The 23675-nt window shown below is 45.1% G+C and carries 24 protein-coding genes and 1 pseudogene; 17 read left to right on the top strand and 8 right to left on the bottom strand.

Annotated features, from left to right (window positions below; genetic code table 11):
- Nucleotides 1–142: 142 nt before the first annotated feature.
- Together VIM91_RS00755 and VIM91_RS00750 are read right to left on the bottom strand one after the other, a co-directional pair.
- A complete protein-coding gene (locus tag VIM91_RS00755) occupies nucleotides 143–562 on the bottom strand; it encodes a DNA polymerase III subunit chi (RefSeq protein ID WP_331862931.1) in 420 nt (139 codons plus the stop codon).
- 3 nt (nucleotides 563–565) lie between these two features.
- Nucleotides 566–2053, bottom strand: a complete 1488-nt coding sequence (locus tag VIM91_RS00750; RefSeq protein WP_331862930.1) for a leucyl aminopeptidase — start codon at nucleotides 2051–2053, stop codon at nucleotides 566–568.
- Between the two features lie 91 nt (nucleotides 2054–2144).
- Here VIM91_RS00750 and lptF point away from each other — a divergent pair, with 91 nt between their 5' ends.
- Genes lptF through VIM91_RS00735 form a run of 3 tightly spaced genes read left to right on the top strand, consistent with a single transcriptional unit; the run spans nucleotide 2145 to nucleotide 5371 of the window.
- On the top strand, nucleotides 2145–3218 hold the full coding sequence (gene lptF, locus VIM91_RS00745; RefSeq protein WP_331862929.1) for an LPS export ABC transporter permease LptF: 1074 nt from the start codon (nucleotides 2145–2147) through the stop codon (nucleotides 3216–3218).
- Complete coding sequence (gene lptG / locus VIM91_RS00740) at nucleotides 3215–4309, top strand: LPS export ABC transporter permease LptG (RefSeq protein ID WP_331862928.1); 1095 nt, start codon at nucleotides 3215–3217, stop codon at nucleotides 4307–4309. The genes lptF and lptG overlap by 4 nt, the downstream gene beginning before the upstream one ends.
- A gap of 54 nt (nucleotides 4310–4363) precedes the next feature.
- Nucleotides 4364–5371, top strand: a complete 1008-nt coding sequence (locus VIM91_RS00735) for a DUF523 and DUF1722 domain-containing protein (RefSeq protein ID WP_331862927.1) — start codon at nucleotides 4364–4366, stop codon at nucleotides 5369–5371.
- Between the two features lie 76 nt (nucleotides 5372–5447).
- On the opposite strand, the gene VIM91_RS00730 is transcribed toward VIM91_RS00735, so the two are convergent.
- Nucleotides 5448–6095 carry a protein-L-isoaspartate O-methyltransferase gene (locus VIM91_RS00730; protein ID WP_331862926.1) on the bottom strand — a complete coding sequence of 216 codons (648 nt, stop codon included), beginning with the start codon at nucleotides 6093–6095 and terminating at the stop codon, nucleotides 5448–5450.
- Between the two features lie 241 nt (nucleotides 6096–6336).
- Here VIM91_RS00730 and VIM91_RS00725 point away from each other — a divergent pair, with 241 nt between their 5' ends.
- The 14 genes from VIM91_RS00725 to VIM91_RS00660 all read left to right on the top strand — a co-directional run bounded on the left by VIM91_RS00725 (nucleotide 6337) and on the right by VIM91_RS00660 (nucleotide 19227).
- Nucleotides 6337–7188: an HDOD domain-containing protein gene (locus VIM91_RS00725; RefSeq protein WP_331862925.1), complete on the top strand. Its 852-nt coding sequence runs from the start codon at nucleotides 6337–6339 to the stop codon at nucleotides 7186–7188.
- Between the two features lie 101 nt (nucleotides 7189–7289).
- On the top strand, nucleotides 7290–9224 hold the full coding sequence (thrS, locus tag VIM91_RS00720) for a threonine--tRNA ligase (RefSeq protein ID WP_331862924.1): 1935 nt from the start codon (nucleotides 7290–7292) through the stop codon (nucleotides 9222–9224).
- A gap of 24 nt (nucleotides 9225–9248) precedes the next feature.
- Nucleotides 9249–9806 carry a translation initiation factor IF-3 gene (gene infC / locus VIM91_RS00715; protein ID WP_029935857.1) on the top strand — a complete coding sequence of 186 codons (558 nt, stop codon included), beginning with the start codon at nucleotides 9249–9251 and terminating at the stop codon, nucleotides 9804–9806.
- Nucleotides 9807–10006: 200 nt separating this feature from the next.
- Nucleotides 10007–10204, top strand: coding sequence for a 50S ribosomal protein L35 (rpmI, locus tag VIM91_RS00710; RefSeq protein ID WP_029935855.1), 198 nt, complete (start codon nucleotides 10007–10009; stop codon nucleotides 10202–10204).
- Nucleotides 10205–10220: 16 nt separating this feature from the next.
- On the top strand, nucleotides 10221–10577 hold the full coding sequence (rplT, locus tag VIM91_RS00705) for a 50S ribosomal protein L20 (RefSeq protein WP_296831929.1): 357 nt from the start codon (nucleotides 10221–10223) through the stop codon (nucleotides 10575–10577).
- 147 nt (nucleotides 10578–10724) lie between these two features.
- Nucleotides 10725–11723: a phenylalanine--tRNA ligase subunit alpha gene (pheS, locus tag VIM91_RS00700; RefSeq protein ID WP_331862932.1), complete on the top strand. Its 999-nt coding sequence runs from the start codon at nucleotides 10725–10727 to the stop codon at nucleotides 11721–11723.
- Nucleotides 11724–11807: 84 nt separating this feature from the next.
- Complete coding sequence (pheT, locus tag VIM91_RS00695; RefSeq protein ID WP_331862923.1) at nucleotides 11808–14186, top strand: phenylalanine--tRNA ligase subunit beta; 2379 nt, start codon at nucleotides 11808–11810, stop codon at nucleotides 14184–14186.
- 14 nt (nucleotides 14187–14200) lie between these two features.
- Nucleotides 14201–14488, top strand: a complete 288-nt coding sequence (locus VIM91_RS00690) for an integration host factor subunit alpha (protein ID WP_331862922.1) — start codon at nucleotides 14201–14203, stop codon at nucleotides 14486–14488.
- Nucleotides 14481–14879, top strand: a complete 399-nt coding sequence (locus tag VIM91_RS00685) for a MerR family transcriptional regulator (protein ID WP_331862921.1) — start codon at nucleotides 14481–14483, stop codon at nucleotides 14877–14879. Before VIM91_RS00690 ends, VIM91_RS00685 begins: the two co-directional genes overlap by 8 nt.
- 166 nt (nucleotides 14880–15045) lie before the next feature.
- A complete protein-coding gene (locus tag VIM91_RS00680) occupies nucleotides 15046–16644 on the top strand; it encodes a glycosyltransferase family 39 protein (protein WP_331862920.1) in 1599 nt (532 codons plus the stop codon).
- 3 nt (nucleotides 16645–16647) lie between these two features.
- Entirely contained in the window at nucleotides 16648–17649 is a 1002-nt protein-coding gene (locus VIM91_RS00675) for a glycosyltransferase family 2 protein (RefSeq protein ID WP_331862919.1), read from the top strand.
- Between the two features lie 3 nt (nucleotides 17650–17652).
- Nucleotides 17653–18012, top strand: a complete 360-nt coding sequence (locus VIM91_RS00670; protein ID WP_331862918.1) for a GtrA family protein — start codon at nucleotides 17653–17655, stop codon at nucleotides 18010–18012.
- A gap of 152 nt (nucleotides 18013–18164) precedes the next feature.
- Complete coding sequence (locus VIM91_RS00665) at nucleotides 18165–18800, top strand: glutathione S-transferase N-terminal domain-containing protein (protein WP_029935838.1); 636 nt, start codon at nucleotides 18165–18167, stop codon at nucleotides 18798–18800.
- 46 nt (nucleotides 18801–18846) lie between these two features.
- Nucleotides 18847–19227 carry a ClpXP protease specificity-enhancing factor gene (locus tag VIM91_RS00660; protein ID WP_331862917.1) on the top strand — a complete coding sequence of 127 codons (381 nt, stop codon included), beginning with the start codon at nucleotides 18847–18849 and terminating at the stop codon, nucleotides 19225–19227.
- A gap of 14 nt (nucleotides 19228–19241) precedes the next feature.
- Here the strand turns inward: VIM91_RS00660 and mvaD are convergent, their stop codons facing one another.
- The 5 genes and pseudogenes from mvaD to VIM91_RS00635 form a co-directional block, all read right to left on the bottom strand.
- Nucleotides 19242–20255 carry a diphosphomevalonate decarboxylase gene (gene mvaD / locus VIM91_RS00655; protein WP_331862916.1) on the bottom strand — a complete coding sequence of 338 codons (1014 nt, stop codon included), beginning with the start codon at nucleotides 20253–20255 and terminating at the stop codon, nucleotides 19242–19244.
- Entirely contained in the window at nucleotides 20252–21232 is a 981-nt protein-coding gene (locus VIM91_RS00650) for a GHMP kinase (RefSeq protein WP_331862915.1), read from the bottom strand. The genes mvaD and VIM91_RS00650 overlap by 4 nt, the downstream gene beginning before the upstream one ends.
- Nucleotides 21233–21242: 10 nt before the next feature.
- The gene (locus tag VIM91_RS00645; protein ID WP_331862914.1) at nucleotides 21243–22250 is read right to left on the bottom strand and encodes a hypothetical protein; all 1008 of its coding nucleotides are present in this window, start codon (nucleotides 22248–22250) and stop codon (nucleotides 21243–21245) included.
- Between the two features lie 21 nt (nucleotides 22251–22271).
- Complete coding sequence (locus VIM91_RS00640; RefSeq protein ID WP_331862913.1) at nucleotides 22272–23444, bottom strand: hydroxymethylglutaryl-CoA synthase; 1173 nt, start codon at nucleotides 23442–23444, stop codon at nucleotides 22272–22274.
- Nucleotides 23441–23675 (bottom strand): annotated as a pseudogene (locus tag VIM91_RS00635) (hypothetical protein); the annotation flags it as partial. The pseudogene VIM91_RS00635 and the gene VIM91_RS00640, both read right to left, overlap by 4 nt.

The raw sequence follows: 23675 nt of genomic DNA, 5'->3' as shown, positions 1-23675 counted from the left end.
CGCGAATCGAGTAGAGTTAAACACAGCCGTCGTCTCCTTTTTGAAGTCTTTCTTTGGTCGGAAATCCTTCTATCCTAGGAACTACGGCTTTTTTGTCAACCCTTCTTTATTTTATTCCGGACACCAGTGCCAGGCCTGGTGCTTAGCATTCAATTTTATGCAGAATGGGTTCAAAGCCTTGAGCTTTATATTCTCGCCAGCGCTGTCGTCCTTTTTCAATCAACTCCGCTGATTGGTCTAGCAACTCGATAGTACGTTGATAGATTTTGAATTCAGAATAAAAATCTGGATGCAAGTTAATCAACACATCGTTACCGCTGCGTGGGATGTTTGCGCCAAACAGTTGAATCGGCGCTGGGAGTGCCAGCTCAACTGCGTGGGGCAGATAGCTTGATTGAGCCCATAAGGCTTGGTCAAAGCGTTTGGCCTCTTGGATTTGCGCAAAACGTACATCAACCCGACGTGTTTGTTGTTGCGTTTTCAGCAACAGCTTGGTTAAAAAACGTTCACGTGAGGCCAAGTCACTGCTGCTGAGCACGTAAAACAGAACATCTTGACTCATATTTTACAATTGCGCCTGTTGGAGAATGAATTCCACCAAGGCCGGTACGGGGCGTCCGGTCGCGCCTTTATTTGCGCCGGATTGCCAAGCGGTGCCAGCAATATCTAAGTGTGCCCATTTTACATCTTTGGTGTAGCGCGCCAGGAACTGAGCGGCTGTGATCGTACCAGCTTCACGTCCGCCAATATTAGCCATGTCGGCAAAATTTGATTTGAGTTGTTCATCCCACTCTTCGCCTAATGGCAATTGCCAAAAACGATCATAGGTGGTATTGCCAGCTTTTAAAAGTTGATCGACCAGTGGTTGATCATTCCCAAGGATGCCAGAAACGTGATTGCCTAGCGCGATAATGCAAGCGCCGGTAAGGGTGGCGATATCAATCACCAGGCCTGGTTGGTAGGTTTTTTGCGCGTAAGTGAGCGCGTCACACAATAACAAACGGCCTTCGGCATCGGTGTTTAATACTTCGATGGTCTGGCCTGATAAGGATGTCACTACATCGCCAGGTTTCACCGCTTTGCCAGACGGCATATTCTCCGTTGAAGGGATTACGCCAACCACATTGATGTTCGGTTTTAGTTCGGCAAGTGCTTGAAATACGCCTAAAACGGTAGCCGCACCGCCCATGTCATATTTCATTTCATCCATGCTGGCGCCAGGTTTTAGAGAAATGCCACCGGTATCGAAAGTTACCCCTTTACCAACCAGCGCGATTGGAGCTTGGTCGGCCGATCCACCTTGGTATTGAATTGAGATCATTTTGGGTGGGGTATCGGTACCTTGGGCAACCGACATAAATGCTCCCATCCCCATTTCCAACATCTGCTCACGCTCAAGTACCTGAACCTTAAATCCGGCTTGTTTGCCTAAATTAATGGCGGTTTCTGCAAGATAAGAAGGGGTGCAATAGTTGCTAGGCATGTTGGCCAGGTCTTGGGTTAACGCCATGCCGATGGCGGTAGCTTGGCCCTGAGCAACCGCTTGTTTATATTCTTGACTGTCTTCAGACATAAAAGTGACTTGGCTTAATTTAGGTTCTTTGGCGCTATGTTCCCCCCGACTTTCATGTGCATAATCATAAAAACTACGCTGTAAGATGAGGCTGTTTTGAAATAAACCCCACTGGCCCAGCTGGTCATTCGGTGTCGCCAAGTGAGTAGTGTCGAGAATTTGGCAAGCCCCGCTGTTGTCCAGGGCTTTAGCCATGGCTTGAACCGCGCTTATGTAACCTTTAGCGGTCAATTTTTCTGGATCACCTAGTCCAACGAGTAGCAGGCGTGCGCCGTTTAGGATGGTTTGGTTTAATAATAATAAGGTTTGTCCGCATTTACCTTTAAAGTCGCCCTGGGCATGCAGTTTTTCAGTGAGCTCGTGCAAACCAAAACTGGCCGCCGCGCTAATCGAGCGACCTTTATCAAATACTGGTAGAACCAAGGTATCGAAGTTAGTTAGGTTTGGGTTGGCGATTAAGTTAAAATGAATTTTTTTCATTGTGCAATTCCTTTTCGGCCAGACATTTATTTACTGGGTTACTTTATAATGAATCAATTTATGGAACATTTTAACGTGAGCGAGCTCGATTTTGCGCATTCTCGATAAATATCTTTATAAAGAGCTGATGGCCACGTTTTTTGCTGTTTTGGTCGTGTTGTTACTCATCACCTTTGGTACCGAGGCGACTCGATTATTAGCGAAAGCGGTGGAGGGCAAGTTACCCGCATCCATTGTATTTCAAGTTCTAGTTTTGCAGATTCCCACCGCCTTGGAGTTAATTTTGCCTTTGGTCGCTTTGTTGAGCGTGATGTTGGCCATGGGCCGTTTGTACCAAGATCGTGAAATAGTGGTGTTAAATAGTTGCGGAATCGGTCGTGGTTATTTTCAAAAAATTATGACGCGATTTTTAATTCCGATGGTGGTTTTAACCGCGCTGGTGACCTTGTGGTTAACGCCTTGGGCGGTTAAGACCGAACGTGCTTTAATTGCGCAAGCACAAGTAACCGCCCCTTTAGCAGGCCTGGTTGCTGGACGTTTTAACAGCTTGCCACAATCAAACGGTGTGTTGTATGCGCATACGATTGGGCGAGACGGTGAGATGAGCGATATTTGGATTCGCTTAGTAGAAGGTGAGCGAGATCAAACCATCATAGCACCGCGCGGCTTTTTTGAGTGGAAAGATGATCGGTTAGCATTGGTGTTGTTAAATGGCCTTAGCTACGAAGGATTATTAGGGGGAGAGCAATTAAGTGTGCGCGAATTCGGTCGCTTCGATGGGTTTTTACCGGATTTACAGGCAAGTGTGGCACAACCCAAGCGTCAAGAAAAAAATTCATTTGCTTTATGGCAGAGTGAGACTCTGGAAGATCAAGCTATGTTGCAATGGCGTTTGGCCGTGCCATTAAGCGTGTTAGTGTTGGGGTTGGTGGCTCTCAAATTGAGTAAGACCGAACCGAGGCAAGGTCGTTTTGCAAAACTCTTTATCGCGATTGTTTTGTATGTATTTTATATGCAATCCATGATTACCCTTGACGACTGGGTGAAGGCCGGAATCTGGCCAATTGATCTAGGCTTGTGGATCGTCCCCGCCTTATTTTTGCTTTATGCGCTTGGATCGCCAAAAATTTGGTCACGGATTCCTAAGTTGAAGGTCGCTAAATGAACCGAATAGAACGTTATTTGGGTGGGGTTGTCGTGAGCCATTCCTTGTTGGTATTGTTGGTGTTGCTGGTCATTCTTGGCTTTGGCGAATTTATGATGCAGTTAGGACGGCTTTCTGATACTTATACTTTGTCGCAAGGCACACTTTATTCACTCTTAAAAATGCCAGTCTTCGGCTACGAGATTTTTCCGGTAGCTTTATTAATTGGCGCCTTAATTGGTTTAGGTGGGCTAGCCAATCATGCTGAGCTAACGGTCTTGCGGGTAACCGGTTGGTCGATTAGTCGTTTGTTCTGGGCGGTGATTAAAACGGTACTCTTATTGTGGGTAGTCGTGGCCATTATAGGTGAGTTAGTAGCTCCCAAAAGTGAAGCCTATGCGGTAAAAATTCGTGCCGAAGCTATGCAAAAAAATATCTCGGTTGGGGGTTCAGCTGGGTTTTGGATGAAAGAGCCCAATCGTTTAATTAGTGTAGAAAACGTCGTGTCGACAAAAGAAATGCGCGGCATCACAATTTACGAGTTAGATGGCCAAGCCATTTCCGGCGTTATTCAAGCCAAGCGTGCTCAATTTAAGAAAGAGCAGTGGCTGTTAAGCGGAATTACAACGCAAAAGTTAGCATTAGAGGATCGTGTGCGTTATGGTGAAAAACTTCGCAGCTTAAATTGGCAGAGTTCTCAAAGTGAGGCCATGAGGCAAGTATTTCCTGTAGATCCGGGTTTGCTAGAGCGATTACAGATTGAATCACGTTATCTTCGGGTGGATGAGTTATACCGTTATATTCAGTTTTTAAAAGCCAATGATTTGGATGCAAGTATTTACCAGTTGGAGTTTTGGCGCAAGGTGGCAACACCGGTTTCTATTTTGGGGATGATTGCTTTGGTTTTCCCCCTTATTTTTGGCTCGCAGCGCCAAGTGAGTATGGGGCAACGTATTTTTGTCGGCGTTTTAATTGGACTCGGTTTTCATTTGTTAAACCAAATGCTGGGTAATTTAAGCGTGGTTTATCAATTGCCGGCTATTTTAGGCGCATTTGTGCCTTCTTTGATTTTATTAGCCATAGCGTCTGTTTTATTTAGACGTCTGAGGTAAAGGGATGACAATCTAACCAAGTGTCTAAAACCAGGCCTGGTAATAGGAGTAGATGTGACAAAATCAACTTACCCACGTGTTCAGTTGGGCGTATCAAATTGTCTGTTAGGTGTGAAGTGTCGATATAACGGGGGGCATTCACAAGATGATTTTGTCACCGACCGACTCGCCAAATATGTCGATTTTATTCCCTTTTGTCCTGAAGATGCGGCGATGGGTACGCCACGAGAAAGTGTGCGTTTATGTCGAGTCGAGGGTGAATTGCGTGTGTTAGGTGGTAAATCGGGTGTCGACTATACGGATGGCTTGCTAGAGTACAATCACAAAATGATTGCACGCTTACAGAAAAAATCTATTGATGGTGCGGTGGTTAAGTCAAAATCACCTTCTTGTGGCTTAGACCGCATCAAAATTTATCGTCCAACTGGTGAATGGTTAGGATCAGATAAAGGGATCGGCCAAGGCCTATTTACCCAGGCTATGCAAAAAGCCATGCCGCATTTGGCGGTCGAAGACGAGGGGCGTTTGCAGGATCCATGGTTGCGAGAAAATTTTGTATTGCAATTGTTTACGCAAGCGCGCTGGCGGGAGTTCTTAGCTCAACCACCAGGCCTGGTACATTTGCAAACCTTTCATCGTCAGCATAAATTTTTACTCTTATCAAAAAATGAAGCGGTTTATCGCAAAATGGGGCCGATTGTTGCCCAAGCTAGTTTAGCGAATTGGGACGAGGTGATTGAGCAATATCAAGCTTTGCTTTATCAGGCGCTGGCGAGCAAAACACAACGCAGTAATATGCTGAATGTGTTGGAGCATTTGTATGGCTTTGTTAAAAGCCATTTGGGTGATGCCCAAAAGGCTTTATATCGTGAAACTTTAGATGAGTTCCGTCAGGGTGTCGTGCCTTTGGTGGCCATGATGAAGTTGTTGCAACAATGGGTGGCTGAGTTTGAAGTTGAGTATTTAAAGGATCAATTGATTTTTGATCCATATCCTGCCGACTTGGCGTTACGTTCGGATTTGCTGGCGTTTAAAAATTTAACAAAAAAAATGTCATCTTAGTTCGCTTAAAACTCAATTCTCAAAGACAAAAAAGCCACATTTAAACGTGGCTTTTTTGTCTGTATCAATGCGATGCTTAAAACTCGAATTTTGGTTTAGCTTCTGCATGCACTAGCGCAGGCACATCGGTTTCGAACAAGGACTCTTCTAGCCACTCTTGTTCACTAATGCGTGTCACCAATACGGCTTGCATAGCTGGGCTTTGGCCAACGATTGCAAACAAGCGACCACCTAAGTTAAGTTGGGTTTTATAGCTCTCAGGTAGGCGACCACAAGAACCGGTCAGTACGATGACGTCATAAGTTTGGTGGTCAGCCCAAGCTTGGCTGGCATCACCGAGTTTTAACTCAATGTTATCAAACTGCGTTAATCGTTCAGCGGCTGTTTTTTGCAGGCTTTCAAACAATTCAACACTGGTGACCTTGTGCGCTAAGCTCGCTAACATGGCGGTCATGTAACCGCTGCCCGTACCAATCTCTAATACACTGTCCTCTTCATGCACATCTAGAGCTTGCATAATACGGGCTTCTAATTTAGGAGCCAACATCACCTGGCCTTCACCAATTGGTAGTTCGGTGTCGGAATAGGCCAGTGTTTGCTGGTCGGACGCCACGAATTTATGGCGCGGAAGTTCTGACAGCAAATCAAGTACTAAGGGGTCAAGAACGTCCCACGGACGGATTTGTTGTTCAACCATGAAAAAACGAGCTTGATCTAAGTTCATTGTATTACCCTTTATGTACAGTGTAACCGCATCGAAACACGGTCGATTTACACCTAAATAGTTTGGATGCGTTCTAGACAGTTTTTTGCAAAACGCTGATTATAGCGAAAAATTTAATTCTAGGGGGAAGAAACAGAACGAATGCGCGAACCCTTTTGGTTGAATTTGATGCTTTATTTGTGCAATTGGTAAATTATTTTGCTGTAAAATTTTAACCCTTTTGATTTGACCGGAGTGGGTGGTGTCACAGAAGACAACTAAGCAGTTAGTGGACGCGTTGGCTCAAGTAAAGCGCTTGCCACATATGCCAGAAGCATTACTTAAGCTGAACAAGCTACTGTCCGATCCAGCCGGTGTGCATGTGGATCGAGTGGCTGAAGTCATCATGCAGGATGTTCGTTTAACGACAGGGTTACTTAAGGCGGTTAATTCATCGAAATACCAAATGGGTAAGGAGATCAAAACCCTGCCTGAGGCCATCGCACGTTTAGGTGTGAATGACTTGCGTGTATTAGCCTTGGCGATTAATTACAATGAAGCTTTTCAACCCGCGTCATCCTTGGACCGCGAGGTGTTTTTGCAACACGGTCTTTTAGCGGCACATATCGGTTCTGGCTTAGCGAAACAAGCGGGTTTGAAAATGAACCCTTACTATGGGTTTATGATAGGGCTAATGCATGAAATTGGTCAGTATATGTTGCTGCAAAGTGAGTTTATTGATTATCAAGCGGTACTAGAAGCCAGTCATCATAAGCTGTCATCGCTTGTGACCTTGGAAAATAAAATGCTGGGTTTTTCGCATGCCAATATTGGGGCACGTTTGCTCAAAACCTGGGGTTTTCCTAAGGATGTTTACATGGGCGTTTTGGGTCACCACTCCCCGCATTTATTGGAAACAGCTTTTCAGCGTCCGGCTTACGTGGGGTTTTTAGCTGAAGTCGGCGCACTTTATGTTCAGGGGCAGAATGGTTTGGTTCAAAGTGATAGCGAAAAACTTGGTGCCACGACCTTGCGTGTTTTGCAGCGCTTTAACCTAACACAAGATAACTTTGTGACGATTATCGAAAAAGCACAAGAGCAAGCAAAGTCTTAGTTTAGTTCAACTAAATTTTAAGGTTGGTGGATTAAGTGTTTGCTTATTCCGTGTTATAATTTAACGTTTTCATTTTTCAATCAACTGGTTGTGAGAGATATATGCCTGTTATTACCTTGCCCGATGGCTCAAAAAAACACTACGACTCCGCCGTGTCAATTATGCAGGTGGCGCAGGATATTGGTTCTGGGTTGGCCAAGGCAACCATTGCAGGGCGTGTTAACGGCCGTTTAATGGACGCTTCAGATCTGATTCAGGATGACGCAGATTTACAGATCGTCACACTAAAAGACGAAGATGGCTTACATATCATGCGCCATTCTTGTGCGCATTTATTGGGTCATGCATTAAAGCAATTACACCCTGATGCAAAAATGGCGATTGGGCCGGTGATTGATAATGGCTTTTATTATGATGTTGAAACGGACGAGTCGCTTACACCAGATGATCTGGAAACGATAGAAAAACGCATGCAAGCTTTGGCTAAAACTGGTTATGCGGTTGAAAAGAAAATGACGTCTCGTGATGAAGTGATCGCAACTTTCAAAGCACGTAATGAAGATTATAAGCTTGAGTTAGTGGCTGATTTGCCGGATGAAAAAGAGTTTGGTCTCTACCATCATGAAGAATATGTCGATATGTGCCGCGGTCCACACGTGCCGAATATGACCCATATCAAAGCGTTTAAGTTGACGCATCTAGCAGGCGCGTATTGGCGTGGAAACTCGGATAATAAAATGCTGCAACGCATTTATGGCGTTGCGTTTGCCTCTAAGCAGGAATTAGCCGACTACCTTACGATGATGGAGGAAGCGGAAAAACGCGACCATCGTAAACTCGGAAAATTGTTGGACTTGTTCCATATTGAAGACATTGCACCTGGGATGGCGTTTTGGCATCCGAAAGGCACGACTTTATATCGTGTGGTAGAAGATTACATGCGCGAACAATTAAGTCATCACGGTTATGACGAAATTCGCACGCCGTTAATTATGGATCGTGTTTTGTGGGAAAAGTCTGGTCACTGGGACAAATTTAAAGACAATATGTTTACCACTCATACTGAGCACCGAGATTATGCGGTTAAACCGATGAACTGCCCGGGTCATATCATGGTTTATAACCGTCAGTTACATAGTTACCGTGACTTACCTGTGCGAGTGGCTGAATTTGGTACCGTGCATCGCAATGAAGCCTCGGGCACATTGCATGGTTTAATGCGTGTTCGTTCGTTTACCCAAGACGACGCGCATATTTTTTGCACCGAAGACCAGATTAAGTCGGAAGTTCAAGCTTGTATCGACATGGTTTACCGCACTTATGCCGATTTTGGCTTTGACCAAATAGAAGTCAAGTTTTCCACGCGCCCAGAACAACGTGTGGGCAGCGATGAGGTTTGGGATCGTGCTGAATCAGCTTTGGAGCAAACCTTAAAAGACGCGAATCTAAATTATGAACTGCAGCCGGGTGAGGGTGCGTTTTATGGCCCAAAAATTGAGTTCAGTCTTCGTGATTGTATTGGCCGTGTATGGCAGTGTGGCACGATTCAGTTAGACTTTTCTATGACACAAGGCGAGCGTTTAGATGCGGTTTATGTTGGTCAAGATAATGAAAAACATCACCCGGTCATGATTCATCGAGCCATTTTAGGTTCGTTAGAACGTTTCGTGGGTATTTTGATTGAACACTATGAAGGAAAATTCCCAACTTGGTTGGCTCCGACTCAAGTCGTGATTGCGCCAATTTCACAAACCCATGCAGATTATGCGGCTAAATTTGCTGAAAATCTGAAAAAACAGGGGTTTAGAGTCGAAACAGACTTGAGAAATGAAAAGGTTGGGTTTAAAATTCGCGAACATACTTTACAACGTGTGCCGTATATTTTGGTCGTTGGTGATCAAGAAGTACAGGATGGCACAGTAAATGTGAGAGCACGAGGTGGAGATAACTTAGGAAGTTACTCTCTAGAAGCTATGTTGGATCTATTGATGCGAGATATTTCGAATCTAGGTCGCAATGTGGACCAAGTGCATTGAATATAATGGTTGGAGGATAAAACTATCGCTGTAAGAAGAGGTCGACCAAGACCACAACAACCCGAAGCACCTAAAGATAATATCAACGAAGCGATTACCGCTAAAGAGGTGCGTTTAATTGATCAGGACGGTGAGCAAGCGGGGATTAAATCCATTGCTGAAGCCTTAGAAATGGCGGCCGAAGCTGGTTTGGATCTAGTAGAAATTACAGCGAAAGCCGACCCGCCCGTATGTCGAATCATGGACTACGGCAAATACATTTATCAGCAACAGAAAAAACAGCACGATGCTAAGAAAAATCAAAAGCAAGTGCAAGTAAAAGAAGTTAAGTTTCGCCCAGGAACTGAGGAAGGGGACTATCAGGTAAAGCTTCGCAACCTGATGCGTTTTCTTGAACAGGGTGATCGCGTCAAGGTAACCATTTGGTTCCGTGGTCGTGAAATCACTCATAAGGAACTGGGAATGAAAATGTTGGCGCGCGTTCGGGAAGATGTTCAAGAGGTTGCGACCGTTGAACAAGAACCGAAGATGGAAGGTCGTCAGATGCAAATGATGATTGCGCCAACAAAAAAAGGTAAGTAAGTAAATTTTAATTTACTGAAATCCACTACAACAATCGGCTTTTAACCCTCGGGTTAATTGACTGGTGCAGCTCCCTCAGTGCTGTTCGTTGTTCCGACTGACCTCTTGACGGTGATACGTTGAGAGGTTGTTTGTTTAAAGGCAGACAAAATAGATAGGTTATTAACCACTAGCTATAATGTCCAAATGCGGAGTTTGACATGCCAAAAATTAAATCACACAGTGGCGCAGCTAAGCGCTTCAAAAAAACTGGTTCAGGCCGTTTCAAGTGTAAACAAGCTCACTTGCGTCATATCCTGACTAAAAAGTCGACCAAGCGTAAGCGCCAATTACGTGCGCCTAACATGATCCATGACCACGATGTGGCAATGGTTCGTCGTATGCTACCGTACCTATAGTCAAGGAGATTAGAACATGGCAAGAGTGAAAAGAGGCGTTGTGGCGCGTAAAGCCCACAAGAAAGTATTAAAGCAGGCTAAAGGTTACTACGGTGCCCGTCGCAAGCAATTTACTACGGCCAACCAAGCGGTAATTAAAGCAGGTCAATATGCTTACCGTGACCGTCGTCAAAGAAAACGTCAGTTCCGTCGTTTGTGGATCGCGCGTATCAACGCAGCGGCACGCATCAACGGTATGACATATAGCCGTTTCATCAACGGTTTGAGCAAAGCTGGTGTAGCGGTGGATCGTAAGGTGTTATCTGACATCGCGATTCATGATGCACCTGCGTTTGCTGCGATAGCTGAAAAAGCGAAAGCGGCTTTAGCTTAAGCATCAAGCAAGGTTCAAATGGAAGGGGCATCATGCCCCTTTTTTGTCACACATTTTAAAGTGAGTGAGTCATTTGTAAGTGGATTTAACTACCAGGCCTGGTGGTCTGAAATCGATTTACAAATGGTTTTACTATGGAAAAGTCACATGCAATCAACCCTTCAAAATATTCTAGATCACGCCAAACAAACAATTGAGAAAACCACTGAATTGGCTGACTTAGATCAGCTGCGTGTCGAGTTCTTAGGCAAGAAAGCACAAATAACCGGGCTCATGAAAACACTCGGTCAGTTAAGTGCGGAAGAGCGCCCTTTAGCGGGTCAGTGGATTAATGAAGCCAAACAAAGCATTCAGCAGTTAATTTCGAACAAAAAAACTGAACTAGAATCCGCCAAGTTAGAGGCGAAATTGGCGCAAGAGTCGATTGATGTTACCTTGCCGGGGCGTCGATTAGATTTGGGTGGTCTGCATCCGGTTACACGTACTTTGCGTCGTATTGAATCTCTGTTTGCCCGTTCTGGTTTTGAAGTCGCGACGGGCCCTGAAATTGAAGATGACTGGCATAACTTTGGTGCTTTAAACATTCCAGAAACCCATCCGGCGCGTGCGATGCACGATACGTTTTATATTGATGAGTCAACCGTATTACGTACCCACACCTCGGGTGTGCAAGTTCGTATTATGGAAAACAACCAGCCACCGATTCGAATTATTGCGCCGGGTCGTGTGTATCGTTGCGATTCCGATCAAACGCATACCCCGATGTTTCACCAGATTGAAGGTTTGATTGTTGAAAAAGACGCCAACTTCGCACAATTGATGAATTTGCTGACGGACTTTTTACGTCACTTCTTTGAAGACGAAAAATTAAAAACCCGTTTTAGACCTTCTTATTTCCCTTTTACTGAGCCATCTGCCGAAGTCGATATTGCGACCGATTTATTTGGCGAGGGGCGCTGGGTAGAAGTATTAGGTTGTGGCATGGTTCACCCAAACGTACTTAAAAATGTCGGTATTGATCCAGAAGAATATACTGGTCTGGCTTTTGGCTTAGGCGTCGAGCGCTTGGCGATGTTGCGTTACGGGGTAAAGGATTTGCGTCAGTTTTTTGAAAACGACCTGCGTTTCTTAAAGCAGTTTAAATAGATTTTTAACCAGGCCTGGTGCTTGCTGCGCGACGTTTGCTATACAAAGCGTCGTGGTTAAAAGACGAAAAATAGAGTTAAGATAATGAAATTAAGTGAACAATGGTTAAGAAGCTGGGTTAATCCAGATTGGGATTCAAATACATTAGCCGAGGCCTTAAGTTTGGCCGGCTTAGAAGTCGATGCGCTTGAAGTGGTCGCACCTGAGTTTTCGGGTGTGTTAGTCGGTCAAGTGGTGGCCGTCGAAAAACATCCAGATGCTGAAAAACTAAACGTTACAAAAGTCGATGTCGGCCAAGCTGAGCAGTTACAGATTGTGTGTGGTGCACCCAATGTGGTGGTCGGCATGAAAGTGCCCTGCGCGGTCGTGGGCGCCAAATTGCCCGGCGACTTTAAAATTAAGAAAGCCAAGTTACGCGGTGTCGAATCATTTGGCATGTTGTGCTCAGGCGATGAACTCGGTTTAGAGCAAGATTATGACGGCTTAAAAGTCTTGGCCGAAGACGCACCGATTGGTGAAGACATTCGGGTTTATTTGAATTTAGATGACATGATGATTGATGTCGACTTAACCCCAAACCGTGCAGATTGTTTAAGTGTAGAAGGTTTGGCACGTGAGTTGGCGGTAGTCAGTGGGGCGGTGTTTAAACAGCCCTATGCGGATAATCAAGTCGCTACAGCAGGGGCATGTAGCCAACAAGTGGTGGTTGAAGACCACCAGGCCTGCCCTAAGTATTTAGGTTGTATCGTTGAGGGATATGATGCCAAGGCCGCGACGCCGGATTGGATGATTGAACGTCTAGAACGTTCGGGTTTACGCCCAATTAGTTTAACCGTCGATATTACCAACTATGTGATGCTGGAGCTGGGTCAGCCGATGCACGCGTTTGATGCCGATAAACTACAAGGTAAAATTCAAGTGCGTCAGGCCAAATCAGGCGAGTCTGTTGTTACGCTGGACGAAAAACAACTGACCCTAAACGAGAATACCCTGGTGATTGCTGATGACTCAGGTGCGATTGCGTTAGCCGGTATTATGGGTGGTTTGTCGACTTCGGTTACCGATTCAACTCAACGCCTATTTTTTGAATGCGCGCATTTCTCGCCCTTAGCAATTGTAGGCAAAGCGCGTCAATATGGTTTACATACGGATTCATCACACCGTTTTGAACGAGGGGTCGATCCGTTATTGCCAGAGCGTGCGTTAGCGCGTGCTTTAGACTTATTAGGTCAAATTGCCGGTGGCAGGGTGTCGGAATGGGTCAAAGTCATGGATGCCAGCACGATGCCACAGCCGAGCGTGATCGAATTGCGTCGTGCGCGTTTGCACCAGCTACTCGGTGCAGTGATTGAAGATCAATTTATTACTGACATCCTAACTCGACTGGGTTGTGAGGTATCCTCTACACAAACAGGTTGGCAGGTGGTGGCGCCATCTTATCGCTTTGATATGCAAATTGAAGTCGATTTGATTGAAGAAATTGCACGAGTGTATGGTTATAACAACCTGTCGTCCGCTCAAGTGAATATGCCATTGAGTTTAAAGCCGCTGCCAGAATCTGAGCAAGACACACAAATGTTACGTCAGGCGATGGTGCAACGGGGTTATCACGAGGTGATTACCTACAGCTTCGTAGAAGAAGCTGCATTGCAAAAGCTATCACCAGAAATTCCATATGTGTTGTTACAGAATCCGATTTCTGAAGATATGAAAGCGATGCGAACCAGTTTGTTTCCTGGTTTATTGCAAACGATTAGTTATAATCAAAAACGTCAACAAAGCCGTGTACGCTTATTTGAAACCGGTTTAATCTTTAGTCGCGAAAATACTGAAATCCAGCAAACCCCAGTCATGGGGGGGGCGATTTGTGGTGATGTGGCGCCATTTGGTTGGAGCGAAGACTCGCGTTCTGTCGACTTTTTTGACTTGAAAGGTGATGTAGAAAACCTATTAGCCATGAGTCACTTGCATGGCCAAGTGCGTTTTGTCACGAGCCAGTCACCAGAGTTTCATCCAGGGCAATGTGCCGCGATTATGTTGGGCGAACAACACATTGGCATAATGGGACAATTGCATCCACAATGGCAAAAATCGTTCGGCTTGAATGGCGTGGTATTCATGTTCCAAATATTCATGGATAGCTTGTTAACCATGCAAGTACCGGCCGTCACAGGTATTTCTAAGTTCCCAGAAGTACAACGCGATTTAGCCTTGCTGGTGGAGCGCAGTGTGTCGGTTCAAGCCTTAACCGATGCGATTTATCAAGTCGATTCAGATTTGCTTAAAAACGTGCAGGTATTTGATATTTACCAAGGTCAAGGTGTCGCCGAAACCCATAAGAGCGTCGCTTTGAGCTTGAAAATTCAGCATCAAGATCGTACCTTACAAGATGAAGAGGTCGATGCGTTAATTCAACAAGTTATTGAAAAAACTCACCAAGCGGTGGGTGCTCAATTAAGATAAAGGACAAAATAGCCATGGCCACTTTAACAAAAGCCGAAATTTCAGAATCTCTGGCGGATATGTACGGTTTTAACAAACGTGAATCTAAAGAACTTGTTGAACAGTTTTTTGATGAAATTACCGATGTGTTAGTCGGTGGTGAGTGCGTTAAAATTTCTGGGTTTGGAAACTTCGAATTGAGAGATAAAAATTCACGCCCAGGTCGTAATCCGCGCACGGGTGAAGAGGTTCCGATTACCGCGCGTCGTGTGGTAACCTTTAAGCCAGGCCAAAAACTAAGAGCGCAAATAGATAATGCCTAACACCAAATCCAGTACGCAATCGCAGTTGGAAATTGATCTGCCGGACAAAAAGTACTTCACCATCGGTGAGGTCAGTCAGATTTGTCAGCTCAAATCTCACGTGTTGCGTTACTGGGAACAGGTGTTTCCACAACTTAACCCCAATAAACGTCGAGGTCGGCGTTATTACCAAAAAGCCGATGTGGAGCTTTTAATCGAGATTAAAAGTTTGTTACATGATCAGGGTTACACCATTCCCGGCGCAAAAGCCCGTTTAAGCCAAGCCAACTATACGCAAGGTTTAATTGAGGGTTCTACTCAGGATGAAACGGCAACCAGCTCACTCGACAAAATTAAACAGCTTCATACGGAACTCTTAACATTTAAACGTTATCTTCAACAACGCTACTGAGCGAAGTACTTATATAGCCAAGCTCCTTAGTCGCCAATCCTGGTTAGACTTTCCAAATATTTCTGTTAACATTGCTTCGCTAAATAGCGCGAGTTTGATATTTTTAGCTAGGTAGATATCAGCCCCCTTGTAATAGCCATTTTTATACTTTTCACAGGTAAACAGTGTGACCTCATCAGATAAAGCGCCATCCATTTATTCGAAAATAGAAAACTTTTTGTCGGGGCAAGCGCCTTCTAAATTTGCGATGGTGTGGTTTTTTATTCTCATCATTGCATTACTCTATGTATGGCCCGCTTTTTATTTACCTTTGTTTGATATGGACGAAGGCGCTTATGCGGCGGTTTCCAGAGAAATGGCTTTGACAGGGCAGTGGTGGGCGACCATGTTAAATGGCGAACCATTTTTTCATAAACCCGTGCTGATGTATTGGTTGCAATCCATTGGTTTGTTTTTAGTTGGAGATGGCAACTTAGCTTATCGCTTGCCATCTTTGGTTGCGCTGGGTATCTGGTTATGGGCAACCTTCGCATTTTTACAACGTCATGTAGATCATCAAACCGCCTGGATAAGCGTTTGGATTGGGTTATTCAGTGCCGGTATCGCAGTCATTTTTAAAGCGGCCATTCCGGATGCTTGGTTGATTTTATTCATCTCCTTAGCCATGTATAAGGCCTTGGACTTCCTCGCCAGTCAGCGTGAAGCTGATCTGAATTGGGCGTTTGTTTGGACTGGTTTTGGCATGCTAGCCAAGGGCCCTGTTGCATTAGTGATTGTCGCGGGCGCATTGTTTATACACCTGGTAATCGGTCGTAAATGGCCAGTTTTAAAGCAAATGATTTTAGCCTGGAAAGGTTGGTTGTTGCTGGTGTTAATTGCACTGCCTTGGTATCTGTTGCAGGTCGCCTTATTTGGCCAAGACTTTATTAATGAGTTTTTTGGTGTTCACAATGTGGGCCGCTTTATGAATCCGATGGAAGGGCATAGCGGTAATCCACTTTATTATGTTGTTGCTTTGCTCTTTTTGACCTTACCGTTTTTTGCTTTATTGGCGCAAGCCATTCTTCCCTGGTGGAAATGGTCTAAGCAGTCAACGCTTTGGCAAGTTATGGCCATTTGGTTTTTATTAGTCTTGGTGTTCTTCACGCTGGCGGCGACAAAATTGCCACATTATTTAATGTATGGTGTGCCACCAGTGCTTATTGCGATGGCCTATTATGTTAGGCAGCAAGGCACGCGTTGGGGCTTAGGTTTAACTTTGATTATAGTGGCTGGCTTGTTAGCGAGTGTACCTTGGTTGGTCGAATGGGGAATGACCAGTGAGAATAACCGCTATTTAGTCGAAACCTATGGGCAAGCGACTCAACATATTACAGCGGGTTATTTTGGCTGGTTGGCTTTATTAGCCATAGCAGGTCTGGTGCTTTTATGGAGCAAGTGGGGAAGTGTGACAAAAGTTGTTGTCGCCGGTATGACGATGACCCTGGCGTTAAATTATGCGGTATTAAACTATGCGGCTGAGCTGCAACAAAAACCGATTGTAGAAGCCGCCAACTATGTAAAAGAAAATAAGATTAAAGTGGTAACCTGTTGCATTGAAATGCCGAGTTTTAATGTGGTGGCGCAGCAGATGACACCCGTGAGAATGCCAACATCCGGTGAAATTGTGTTTGGTAAAACCTACGAATTACAAGACCGCTTTAAACAAGTGGAATGGGTATGGCAAGGCCGAGGCGTTGCACTTGCCAAAGTCATTGAGGAATAAGTTATGCAATCAAAAAAACCGTCGGTTTCCCGCCAAGGTCGTGGTGTGGTGTTATCCGATTTAGATCAAGACTCAGTCTCACGCGTGGATTTGTCGATCGTGGTGCCTTGTTACAATGAAGAAGCCGTTATTCCGATCTTTTTAACCACCATTGAACCCATTTTAAAAAGTCTTGAATTAAGTTACGAACTCGTATTCGTCAATGACGGCAGTCGCGATAACACCTTAGGTGTATTGCAACAGGCTAAGTCGGATTATCCTCAGATTCGCATTATTAACTTTTCACGCAACTTTGGTAAAGAAGCCGCTTTATCTGCGGGCATCGATTTTGCGGAAGGTAAAGCACTGATCCCGATGGATGTGGACTTGCAAGACCCACCAGAACTGATTCCAGAAATGGTACGAATTTGGCGTGAAGATGGCATAGACGTCGTGTTAGCGAAACGAACCGATCGCAGCAAAGACAGCTTTTTTAAACGCTGGAGTGCCAACATTTTTTATCGTCTTAATAACCTGATTTCAGTTAATCGCATTCCAGAGAATGTCGGTGATTTTCGTTTGGTTTCACGTCGCTGTGTGGAAGCGATTAAGTTAATGGGCGAAACCCAGCGTTTTATGAAAGGTATTTTTGCCTGGGTTGGCTTTAAAACTCATACGATTGAATATCAGCGTGATGAACGTCAAGCCGGTCAAACCAGCTTTAACGCCTGGAAACTTTGGAACCTAGCCTTAGAAGGGATTACCAGCTTTTCAACTGCCCCTTTGCGTATTTGGTTATACGTGGGTTTAATCGCTTGGTGTTTGTCTATCCTTTATGGCTCTTGGATTATTCTGCGCACCCTAATCTATGGCGTCGACTTGCCGGGTTATGCATCGATGTTTACCGCGATTTTATTTTTAGGCAGCACCCAGTTAATTGTATTGGGCGTCATCGGTGAATATATTGGACGTATTTATCTAGAAAGCAAAGGCCGCCCTTTGTACATTGTTGAAGACGAATACTAAGTCGTGATCAAGCAGTTTAGTCGCTATAGCTTAGTAGGCGTGGCCAACACCGCCGTGCATTGGTTGGTGTTTGCGTTGCTTTTTATGCTGGGCTTAAACCAAGCGACTTCTAATGGTTTGGCGTTTCTGGTCGCCGCCAGCTTGTCTTATGTTTTGAATGCGCATTACACCTTTGATAAAAAACCTCACAAAAGAGGTTATGCGTTTTTTGTACTGAGCATGGGTCTGGTGAGTATTTGGGTTGGTTGGCTTGGTGATGTATTTGAATGGCCAGCCATTGTGACCTTGGTACTGTTTTCATTAATTAGCTTGGTATTAGGTTTCGCTTGGTCCAAATGGATCATTTTTAAACACTATCACTAGTGTTAAAATAGACACCCACTCCCTTTTCTAGCCTATCCAAACCACCTCTTATGTCTTATCTGCTTAGTTTGCACCCAACTTAGGTCTTGACAAGGGGTGTATAATATTCTTATTTAGTTGTTTTTAAGCATTGGCCACTGAAGGAGCCTTTTATGTCGGATATTCCATTAACAAAACGTTCGGTTATGACCCTGTTTTCTGATCCTCGTAGTCCGAATTCTCACCGTGTACGTTTGGTGGCAAAAGAAAAAGATATTCCAATGGATGTGATCGAAGTGGATCCAGATAACATGCCAGAAGATTTAGTTGAGTTAAACCCTTACGGAAGCTTACCGACCTTAGTTGATCGTGAATTGATTTTATACGATGCGCAGGTCATTATCGAATATCTAGACGAACGTTATCCGCACCCGCCATTAATGTCAGTTGACCCGATTTCTAAAGCACGTTCACGTCAGCAATTGCGTCAAATTGAAACCGAATGGTATCCATTAGTTGAAACCATTGTGCGTAATGAGAATGCCGATGCTGTTAAACGTGCGCGTCGTGATTTAACCGAACGTTTGATTCAGATGATTCCGGTTTTTGCGCATAAAGACTTCTTTATGAGTGACGATTACACTTTAGTGGACGCAAGTTTAGCCGTATTGTTATGGCGGTTGCCTTCATTAGGTATTGAGTTACCTAAATCAGCCAAAGCGATTACAGACTATTCAAACCGTCTAATGGAACGCGAAATGTTTAATGAAAGCTTGTCGGATGATGAGCTGGATATGAATGACGCTTAATAAACCATTGAACGCTTGTTAAGTTGTAAGCAATAGGACTTTTATTATGATTTCAAATCGCCCTTATTTGATTCGAGCTGTTTATCAATGGATTGTTGATAATGAGTGGACGCCACATGTGCAAGTGGATGCCAACTACCCTGGGGTAGAGGTGCCGCTTGAATTTGTGGATGATGGGTTTATTGTGTTAAATGTTTCGCCTACAGCCGCTCAAGCGGTGGATTTAAGTAATGACTGGATTAGTTTTCGCGCACGTTTTCAAGGTGTGGAGCGCAAAATTGGTTTTCCACCAGAAGCGGTGCATGCGATTTTTGCACGTGAAAATGGTCAAGGCATGCCATTTCCACCGGAAGCTTATCCAGAAGAGACGGCAAGCCAACCTAAGTCTGACAAACCTAAACGTCCGAGTTTAAAAATCGTGAAATAAAACGATTAATTAATCTAGCCGAACGGTTGGATGATGTCTAACTCTTGAAACGCGGCTTTGACCGCGTTTTTATTTTGCTCTAAAAATAACAACTTTAAATTTGGTCCCGCATCCATCGTAAAGTAGACTTCAACGCCTTGTTGGCGAAGCTGCCACACCTTTTGCATCGCCAATACGGATTCGGCTTGCCAATATAATATCGGCGGCCAGGTGGCGATCATGGTGGCGTGCATAGATAACGCATTATGTTCGGCGGTTTCGCCTAATAGGGTAAAGTCTTGTTGTTGAATCGCTTGTTGAATCAGCTTTACTTGGCGTTCGGCTTGCGCCGGCCAGGCCTGGTAGAGTTCGCAAGTGTTGACGGTTTGCTGCATGCCAAGGGTCGAGCCAATCGGTTTTTCAGTCGTATCAATTTTAACCAAACCAATGCAAAATTCTTTCCAAGTTTGCGGCAGGGCTTCAGCAAAAGAATCCATGCCGTCTTGCGCTTGGCCTTTGTGCCAAATCGCAAAGCCATCAAACAATGAACGGCTTGCACTGCCGCTGCCTAAACGCGCCAAAATCGACAGTGAACGCAGATCCAACTGCCAATCAAACAAATCATTCAAAGCTTTCACCAAAGCCGCATAACCCGAAGCGGAAGACGCCAAACCCGCTGCTGTGGGAACCGAATTAATGGTGTCGATTTTAAAAAATTGGTTAGTGGGTCGAAAAAAATCCAAATAACGGCTTAAACGTCGGGCAAACTCAGAATCCTTAGCTAAGCGTTGACCATTCAACCAGGCCTGGTCCTCGGTATGTTCACTCGCCTCAAGTAAGCTTAAATGCGTCTGCGTTCCCAGGCCTGGCAAACTAATGGATAAGCTCGAATTGGTGGGTAAATTAAGTGATACTTGGCGTTTGCCCCAATATTTACTGAGTGCAATATTAACTGGGGCCTCACCAAAACCGAGTGTTTTAGTGGGGGCTCGGTTTGGGATTAATTGCTGGACAATCTGTTGCGCGCTCAAGGCTTGTGAATTGCTCATAATGTGACCTGGGTTTGATGATTGCGGACTTGTGAAATACATTCGGCTGGGCGTGAATGAATGCGGGTGTTCATAATTTTATAGGGTGGAAGCGCGTTGATATGACCGAATCCTATCACACAGTCGCCTAATCCTGAACCGGATATTTTGGCGGCCGGTAAACGTGTGCTGAGTTGGACAAGAATGTCATCTAATGTCGGGTCGCTGACACCCAGTTGCGTCATGAGTTGTTGGTAATGCTCCACTTGCTGGTAAAACGCAGAATCTTGAGCTGCATTGGGTTTTATTAAGCTCTGGTAAGCTGAGCGCGTTGTGTCACCCATTTCTTGATACAGGGCTTGTAGGGCTTCAGGCCGATCCGCCCAATTCTCGGCCACTTGAGCCAAAACTTGGCTAGTGGGCGTCTTGTATCCGCTGTAGACCAAGCATAAATCCAGTGAAACCGGGATGGGTTGAATGCATTGTTTAGTTGGATCAAAAAACACCAAGCCACCGGTTAAGCTGGCGGCTAAATCCGCGCCCGAACCCCGGCCTTGCACATCTAATATACAGCGATGCCCAAGCTCAAAACGCGCCCAATCATTCAGTTCTAATTGACAAATCCTTTCCAGCCCAACCAGAGATGCGGCTAATACCGCGGCCGAACTGCCTAACCCCCAATCATCGGGGAATTCACTGTGGATGCGTAACGTCCAGCCTTGCGCTAACTTCGGCGCAACGGCTTTTAAAGCGGCCAGTACAAAACGCAGTTTGGGATGATCTTCAATTTGATCTAATGAGGTTGTGAAATGGGCGAGTTCGGAAATAAATTCTAGCTGTTGGTCATCGCGCGGTGACCATTCAATCTGAATACGTGGCGCTAAGCTCGCGACTAAAGCGGGTTGACCGTAAACCACACTATGTTCACCCATTAGCATCACGTTCGCGGGGGCGCTGCTAATATACTGAACCGGGTTTTGAGCGGATTTTGGCGGCATTATTTCTCCTTTAATCGGTTTGGCAACGCGCGCCTTGTTGGTCTATTTGGATTTTTTGGCAGGTGTAACCCCATTGTGTACATAAGTCGGTTGGGTTTTGTTCACATAACGCCATCACGACCCCAGCTTGATCACCGGAAATACTGCCCGCACCACATACTTTGGCCGCGCAATTCGGTGTTTGTTGGAGCTGCTGAATAAACTCAGCCACTTTAGTAGGCACCACGCCGATTTTTTCTAATAAGGTTTGATTAGCGCGAACCGCCTGTTTTAAGGCCGCACCATCGTGGGCTAGCCAGGCTTTGTGTATCTCGTTGGTGCATTCAGTAAAGGCTTGCCATAAATCCTTATCTTGTGCATGCTGTGCTTTGACTTGGCTGACACATTCACCGGTTGTGCTGTTTGGTTCGCCAGTGTCAATCAACCAGGCCTGGAAGCGGTGCGATGGCAGATTCTGTAGTGCTTGATGTTGTTGAAAACGTACTAATCCACCATACATCACACTCACTGGATCTAAACCGCTGGATTGGCCGTGCTGGCGAGATTCAACGGTTTGCGCTAAAGCGAGTAGGGCGGATTCGTTTTGAATATTATGATGCTTAAACAGCCCACTCAACAGGCTCACAATAACCGATGCCGAACTGCCTAACCCACGCCCCGCCCAAACATTGGATTGGATATTGATTGTCCAGTGACCCGGCTGAAGTTTAAAATGCTGTTCGAAATGGAATAAGCATAATAAAATCAAATCAAAAGGTTGTTGGCAAACTTTGCGGATGGATTGCAGACCTTTCTCGAAGGCGATAAATCGAGCCTCGATCTCCATAGCTTGATCCCAAGCTTCACTAAACGACCAAGCCTGGTGCTTCCCATAATCGGTTAATTGAATCTCGATTTTCTGATGGGTACTGGGTTGGAATTTGAGCTGAGACTCGGTGGTTAAATTAATTGCCATACTCAAAGCAGGCGCGTCGTATAGAACAGCATGCTCGCCACTGAGGATCAGTTTTGCGGGCACGGTACAGCGCGTTATCATGCTTTATTGACCCGTTTTAAGGTAACAACGTTTATGGTCTTGAATGCCGCTTAAACGGAAAGGCCCAGCATGGTATTCAGGGAAGGTAATATTGGCTTGGTTAGGCTCGGTGTGATGATACAGGTCTAGGTATTGTTGATAGGTGAGTGGACTGCGCGCTTCAATACTACGTTGATGCTCGCGAGTCATCAGCACGGATTGATAACCCGGCTGAATCACGCCACTAAAAAATTCGGCCACACAGCCAGAACCATAGCTAAAAAAGCCGATGCGTTGATCGTCTAAATTGGGTTTGTGATCAAGTAGCGAGCAAAACCCCACAAACAGCGACGCACTGTAACTGTTGCCAATCACTCGGTTATAGACTTGGCTGGCGGCGACTTGTTGACTGGTTTGTTGATCGGTTTGCTTTAGACCGACTTGTTTAACCAATTGCTTATGGGCTTTTTCAGCCATTTTGGTAAATGGAATGTGGTAACAAAACTGTTGAATATCTTCAAAGCCACGACCGGTTTCTTCGGTGAAATGTTGCCAGGCAAACTTAAGGCTGCTGAGATAAACCTTGGTAGAGTATTTACCATCCACCAATGCGGTTTCGCGATGATTAGGACGCCAAAAATCCATTACATCTTCAGTATGGTAGCCCGAACCCGCTTCAATCGCTAAAATACGTGGCTCGGTTTTTACCAGCATAGCCACCGCACCACAACCTTGGGTCGCTTCACCGGAGGTATCTAAGTCGTAGCGAGCAATGTCAGCCGCAATCACCAATACTTGCTCTTTTGGATTGGCTTTAACGGTATTAACCGCCATCTGCAGGGCGGCGGCGCCAGCATAACAGGCGTGTTTGAGTTCAATCACGCGGCAACGATTTGGCAGATTTAACAGACTGTGCACAAAGGCACCCGCCGATTTAGATTGATCAACCCCAGATTCGGTCGCAAAAAAAACCGCACTGATTTTGTCGCGCTCGACTTGAGCCAAAATAGGCTCGGCGGCTTTCGCAGATAAAGTTACGATGTCTTCATCCGGCGGTGCAATCGACATTTTTTCTTGGCCAATGCCGACCAGATATTTATCCACATCTTGGTTTTTTTGTTGCGCAAAAACATCCAACCCAAGATAAAAATCTGCGGTCGCAAAATGGATTAAATCTATGCCGACATTCTGACTCATAACCTAGGGTTCGTTCCGCCGTTACTGCGCAAAAGATGCGCGTCGTTTAAAAATAATGATTCTATATTGGCTGCACCCAATAAAAATTGTGCAACCTGAAACTCTTGTTTTAGCTGTTGTATCTTTTGCTCGACCGCTTGCGTTGACTCAATCGCAGGGGTGAGAAAGGGGGCGGCTAAACCGCAAACACAGCCGCCCATTATAACCGATTTAACCATGTCAATACCATTA

This window comes from Thiomicrospira sp. (genome assembly GCF_036568485.1).
Taxonomy (GTDB): domain Bacteria; phylum Pseudomonadota; class Gammaproteobacteria; order Thiomicrospirales; family Thiomicrospiraceae; genus Thiomicrospira.
This window is presented reverse-complemented; position numbering and strand designations above follow the sequence as displayed.

Excerpts from the sequence above, each read along its gene's own strand:
- thrS (WP_331862924.1), top strand. The coding sequence starts at position 7,290 with ATGCCTGTTATTACCTTGCCCGATGGCTCAAAAAAACACTACGACTCC.
- VIM91_RS00690 (WP_331862922.1), top strand. The coding sequence starts at position 14,201 with ATGGCCACTTTAACAAAAGCCGAAATTTCAGAATCTCTGGCGGATATG.
- VIM91_RS00685 (WP_331862921.1), top strand. The coding sequence starts at position 14,481 with ATGCCTAACACCAAATCCAGTACGCAATCGCAGTTGGAAATTGATCTG.
- rpmI (WP_029935855.1), top strand. The coding sequence starts at position 10,007 with ATGCCAAAAATTAAATCACACAGTGGCGCAGCTAAGCGCTTCAAAAAA.
- VIM91_RS00660 (WP_331862917.1), top strand. The coding sequence starts at position 18,847 with ATGATTTCAAATCGCCCTTATTTGATTCGAGCTGTTTATCAATGGATT.
- pheS (WP_331862932.1), top strand. The coding sequence starts at position 10,725 with ATGCAATCAACCCTTCAAAATATTCTAGATCACGCCAAACAAACAATT.
- VIM91_RS00665 (WP_029935838.1), top strand. The coding sequence starts at position 18,165 with ATGTCGGATATTCCATTAACAAAACGTTCGGTTATGACCCTGTTTTCT.
- VIM91_RS00675 (WP_331862919.1), top strand. The coding sequence starts at position 16,648 with ATGCAATCAAAAAAACCGTCGGTTTCCCGCCAAGGTCGTGGTGTGGTG.
- VIM91_RS00755 (WP_331862931.1), bottom strand. The coding sequence starts at position 562 with ATGAGTCAAGATGTTCTGTTTTACGTGCTCAGCAGCAGTGACTTGGCC.
- VIM91_RS00750 (WP_331862930.1), bottom strand. The coding sequence starts at position 2,053 with ATGAAAAAAATTCATTTTAACTTAATCGCCAACCCAAACCTAACTAAC.
- VIM91_RS00730 (WP_331862926.1), bottom strand. The coding sequence starts at position 6,095 with ATGAACTTAGATCAAGCTCGTTTTTTCATGGTTGAACAACAAATCCGT.
- VIM91_RS00640 (WP_331862913.1), bottom strand. The coding sequence starts at position 23,444 with ATGAGTCAGAATGTCGGCATAGATTTAATCCATTTTGCGACCGCAGAT.
- mvaD (WP_331862916.1), bottom strand. The coding sequence starts at position 20,255 with ATGAGCAATTCACAAGCCTTGAGCGCGCAACAGATTGTCCAGCAATTA.
- pheT (WP_331862923.1), top strand. The coding sequence starts at position 11,808 with ATGAAATTAAGTGAACAATGGTTAAGAAGCTGGGTTAATCCAGATTGG.
- rplT (WP_296831929.1), top strand. The coding sequence starts at position 10,221 with ATGGCAAGAGTGAAAAGAGGCGTTGTGGCGCGTAAAGCCCACAAGAAA.
- VIM91_RS00650 (WP_331862915.1), bottom strand. The coding sequence starts at position 21,232 with ATGCCGCCAAAATCCGCTCAAAACCCGGTTCAGTATATTAGCAGCGCC.
- lptG (WP_331862928.1), top strand. The coding sequence starts at position 3,215 with ATGAACCGAATAGAACGTTATTTGGGTGGGGTTGTCGTGAGCCATTCC.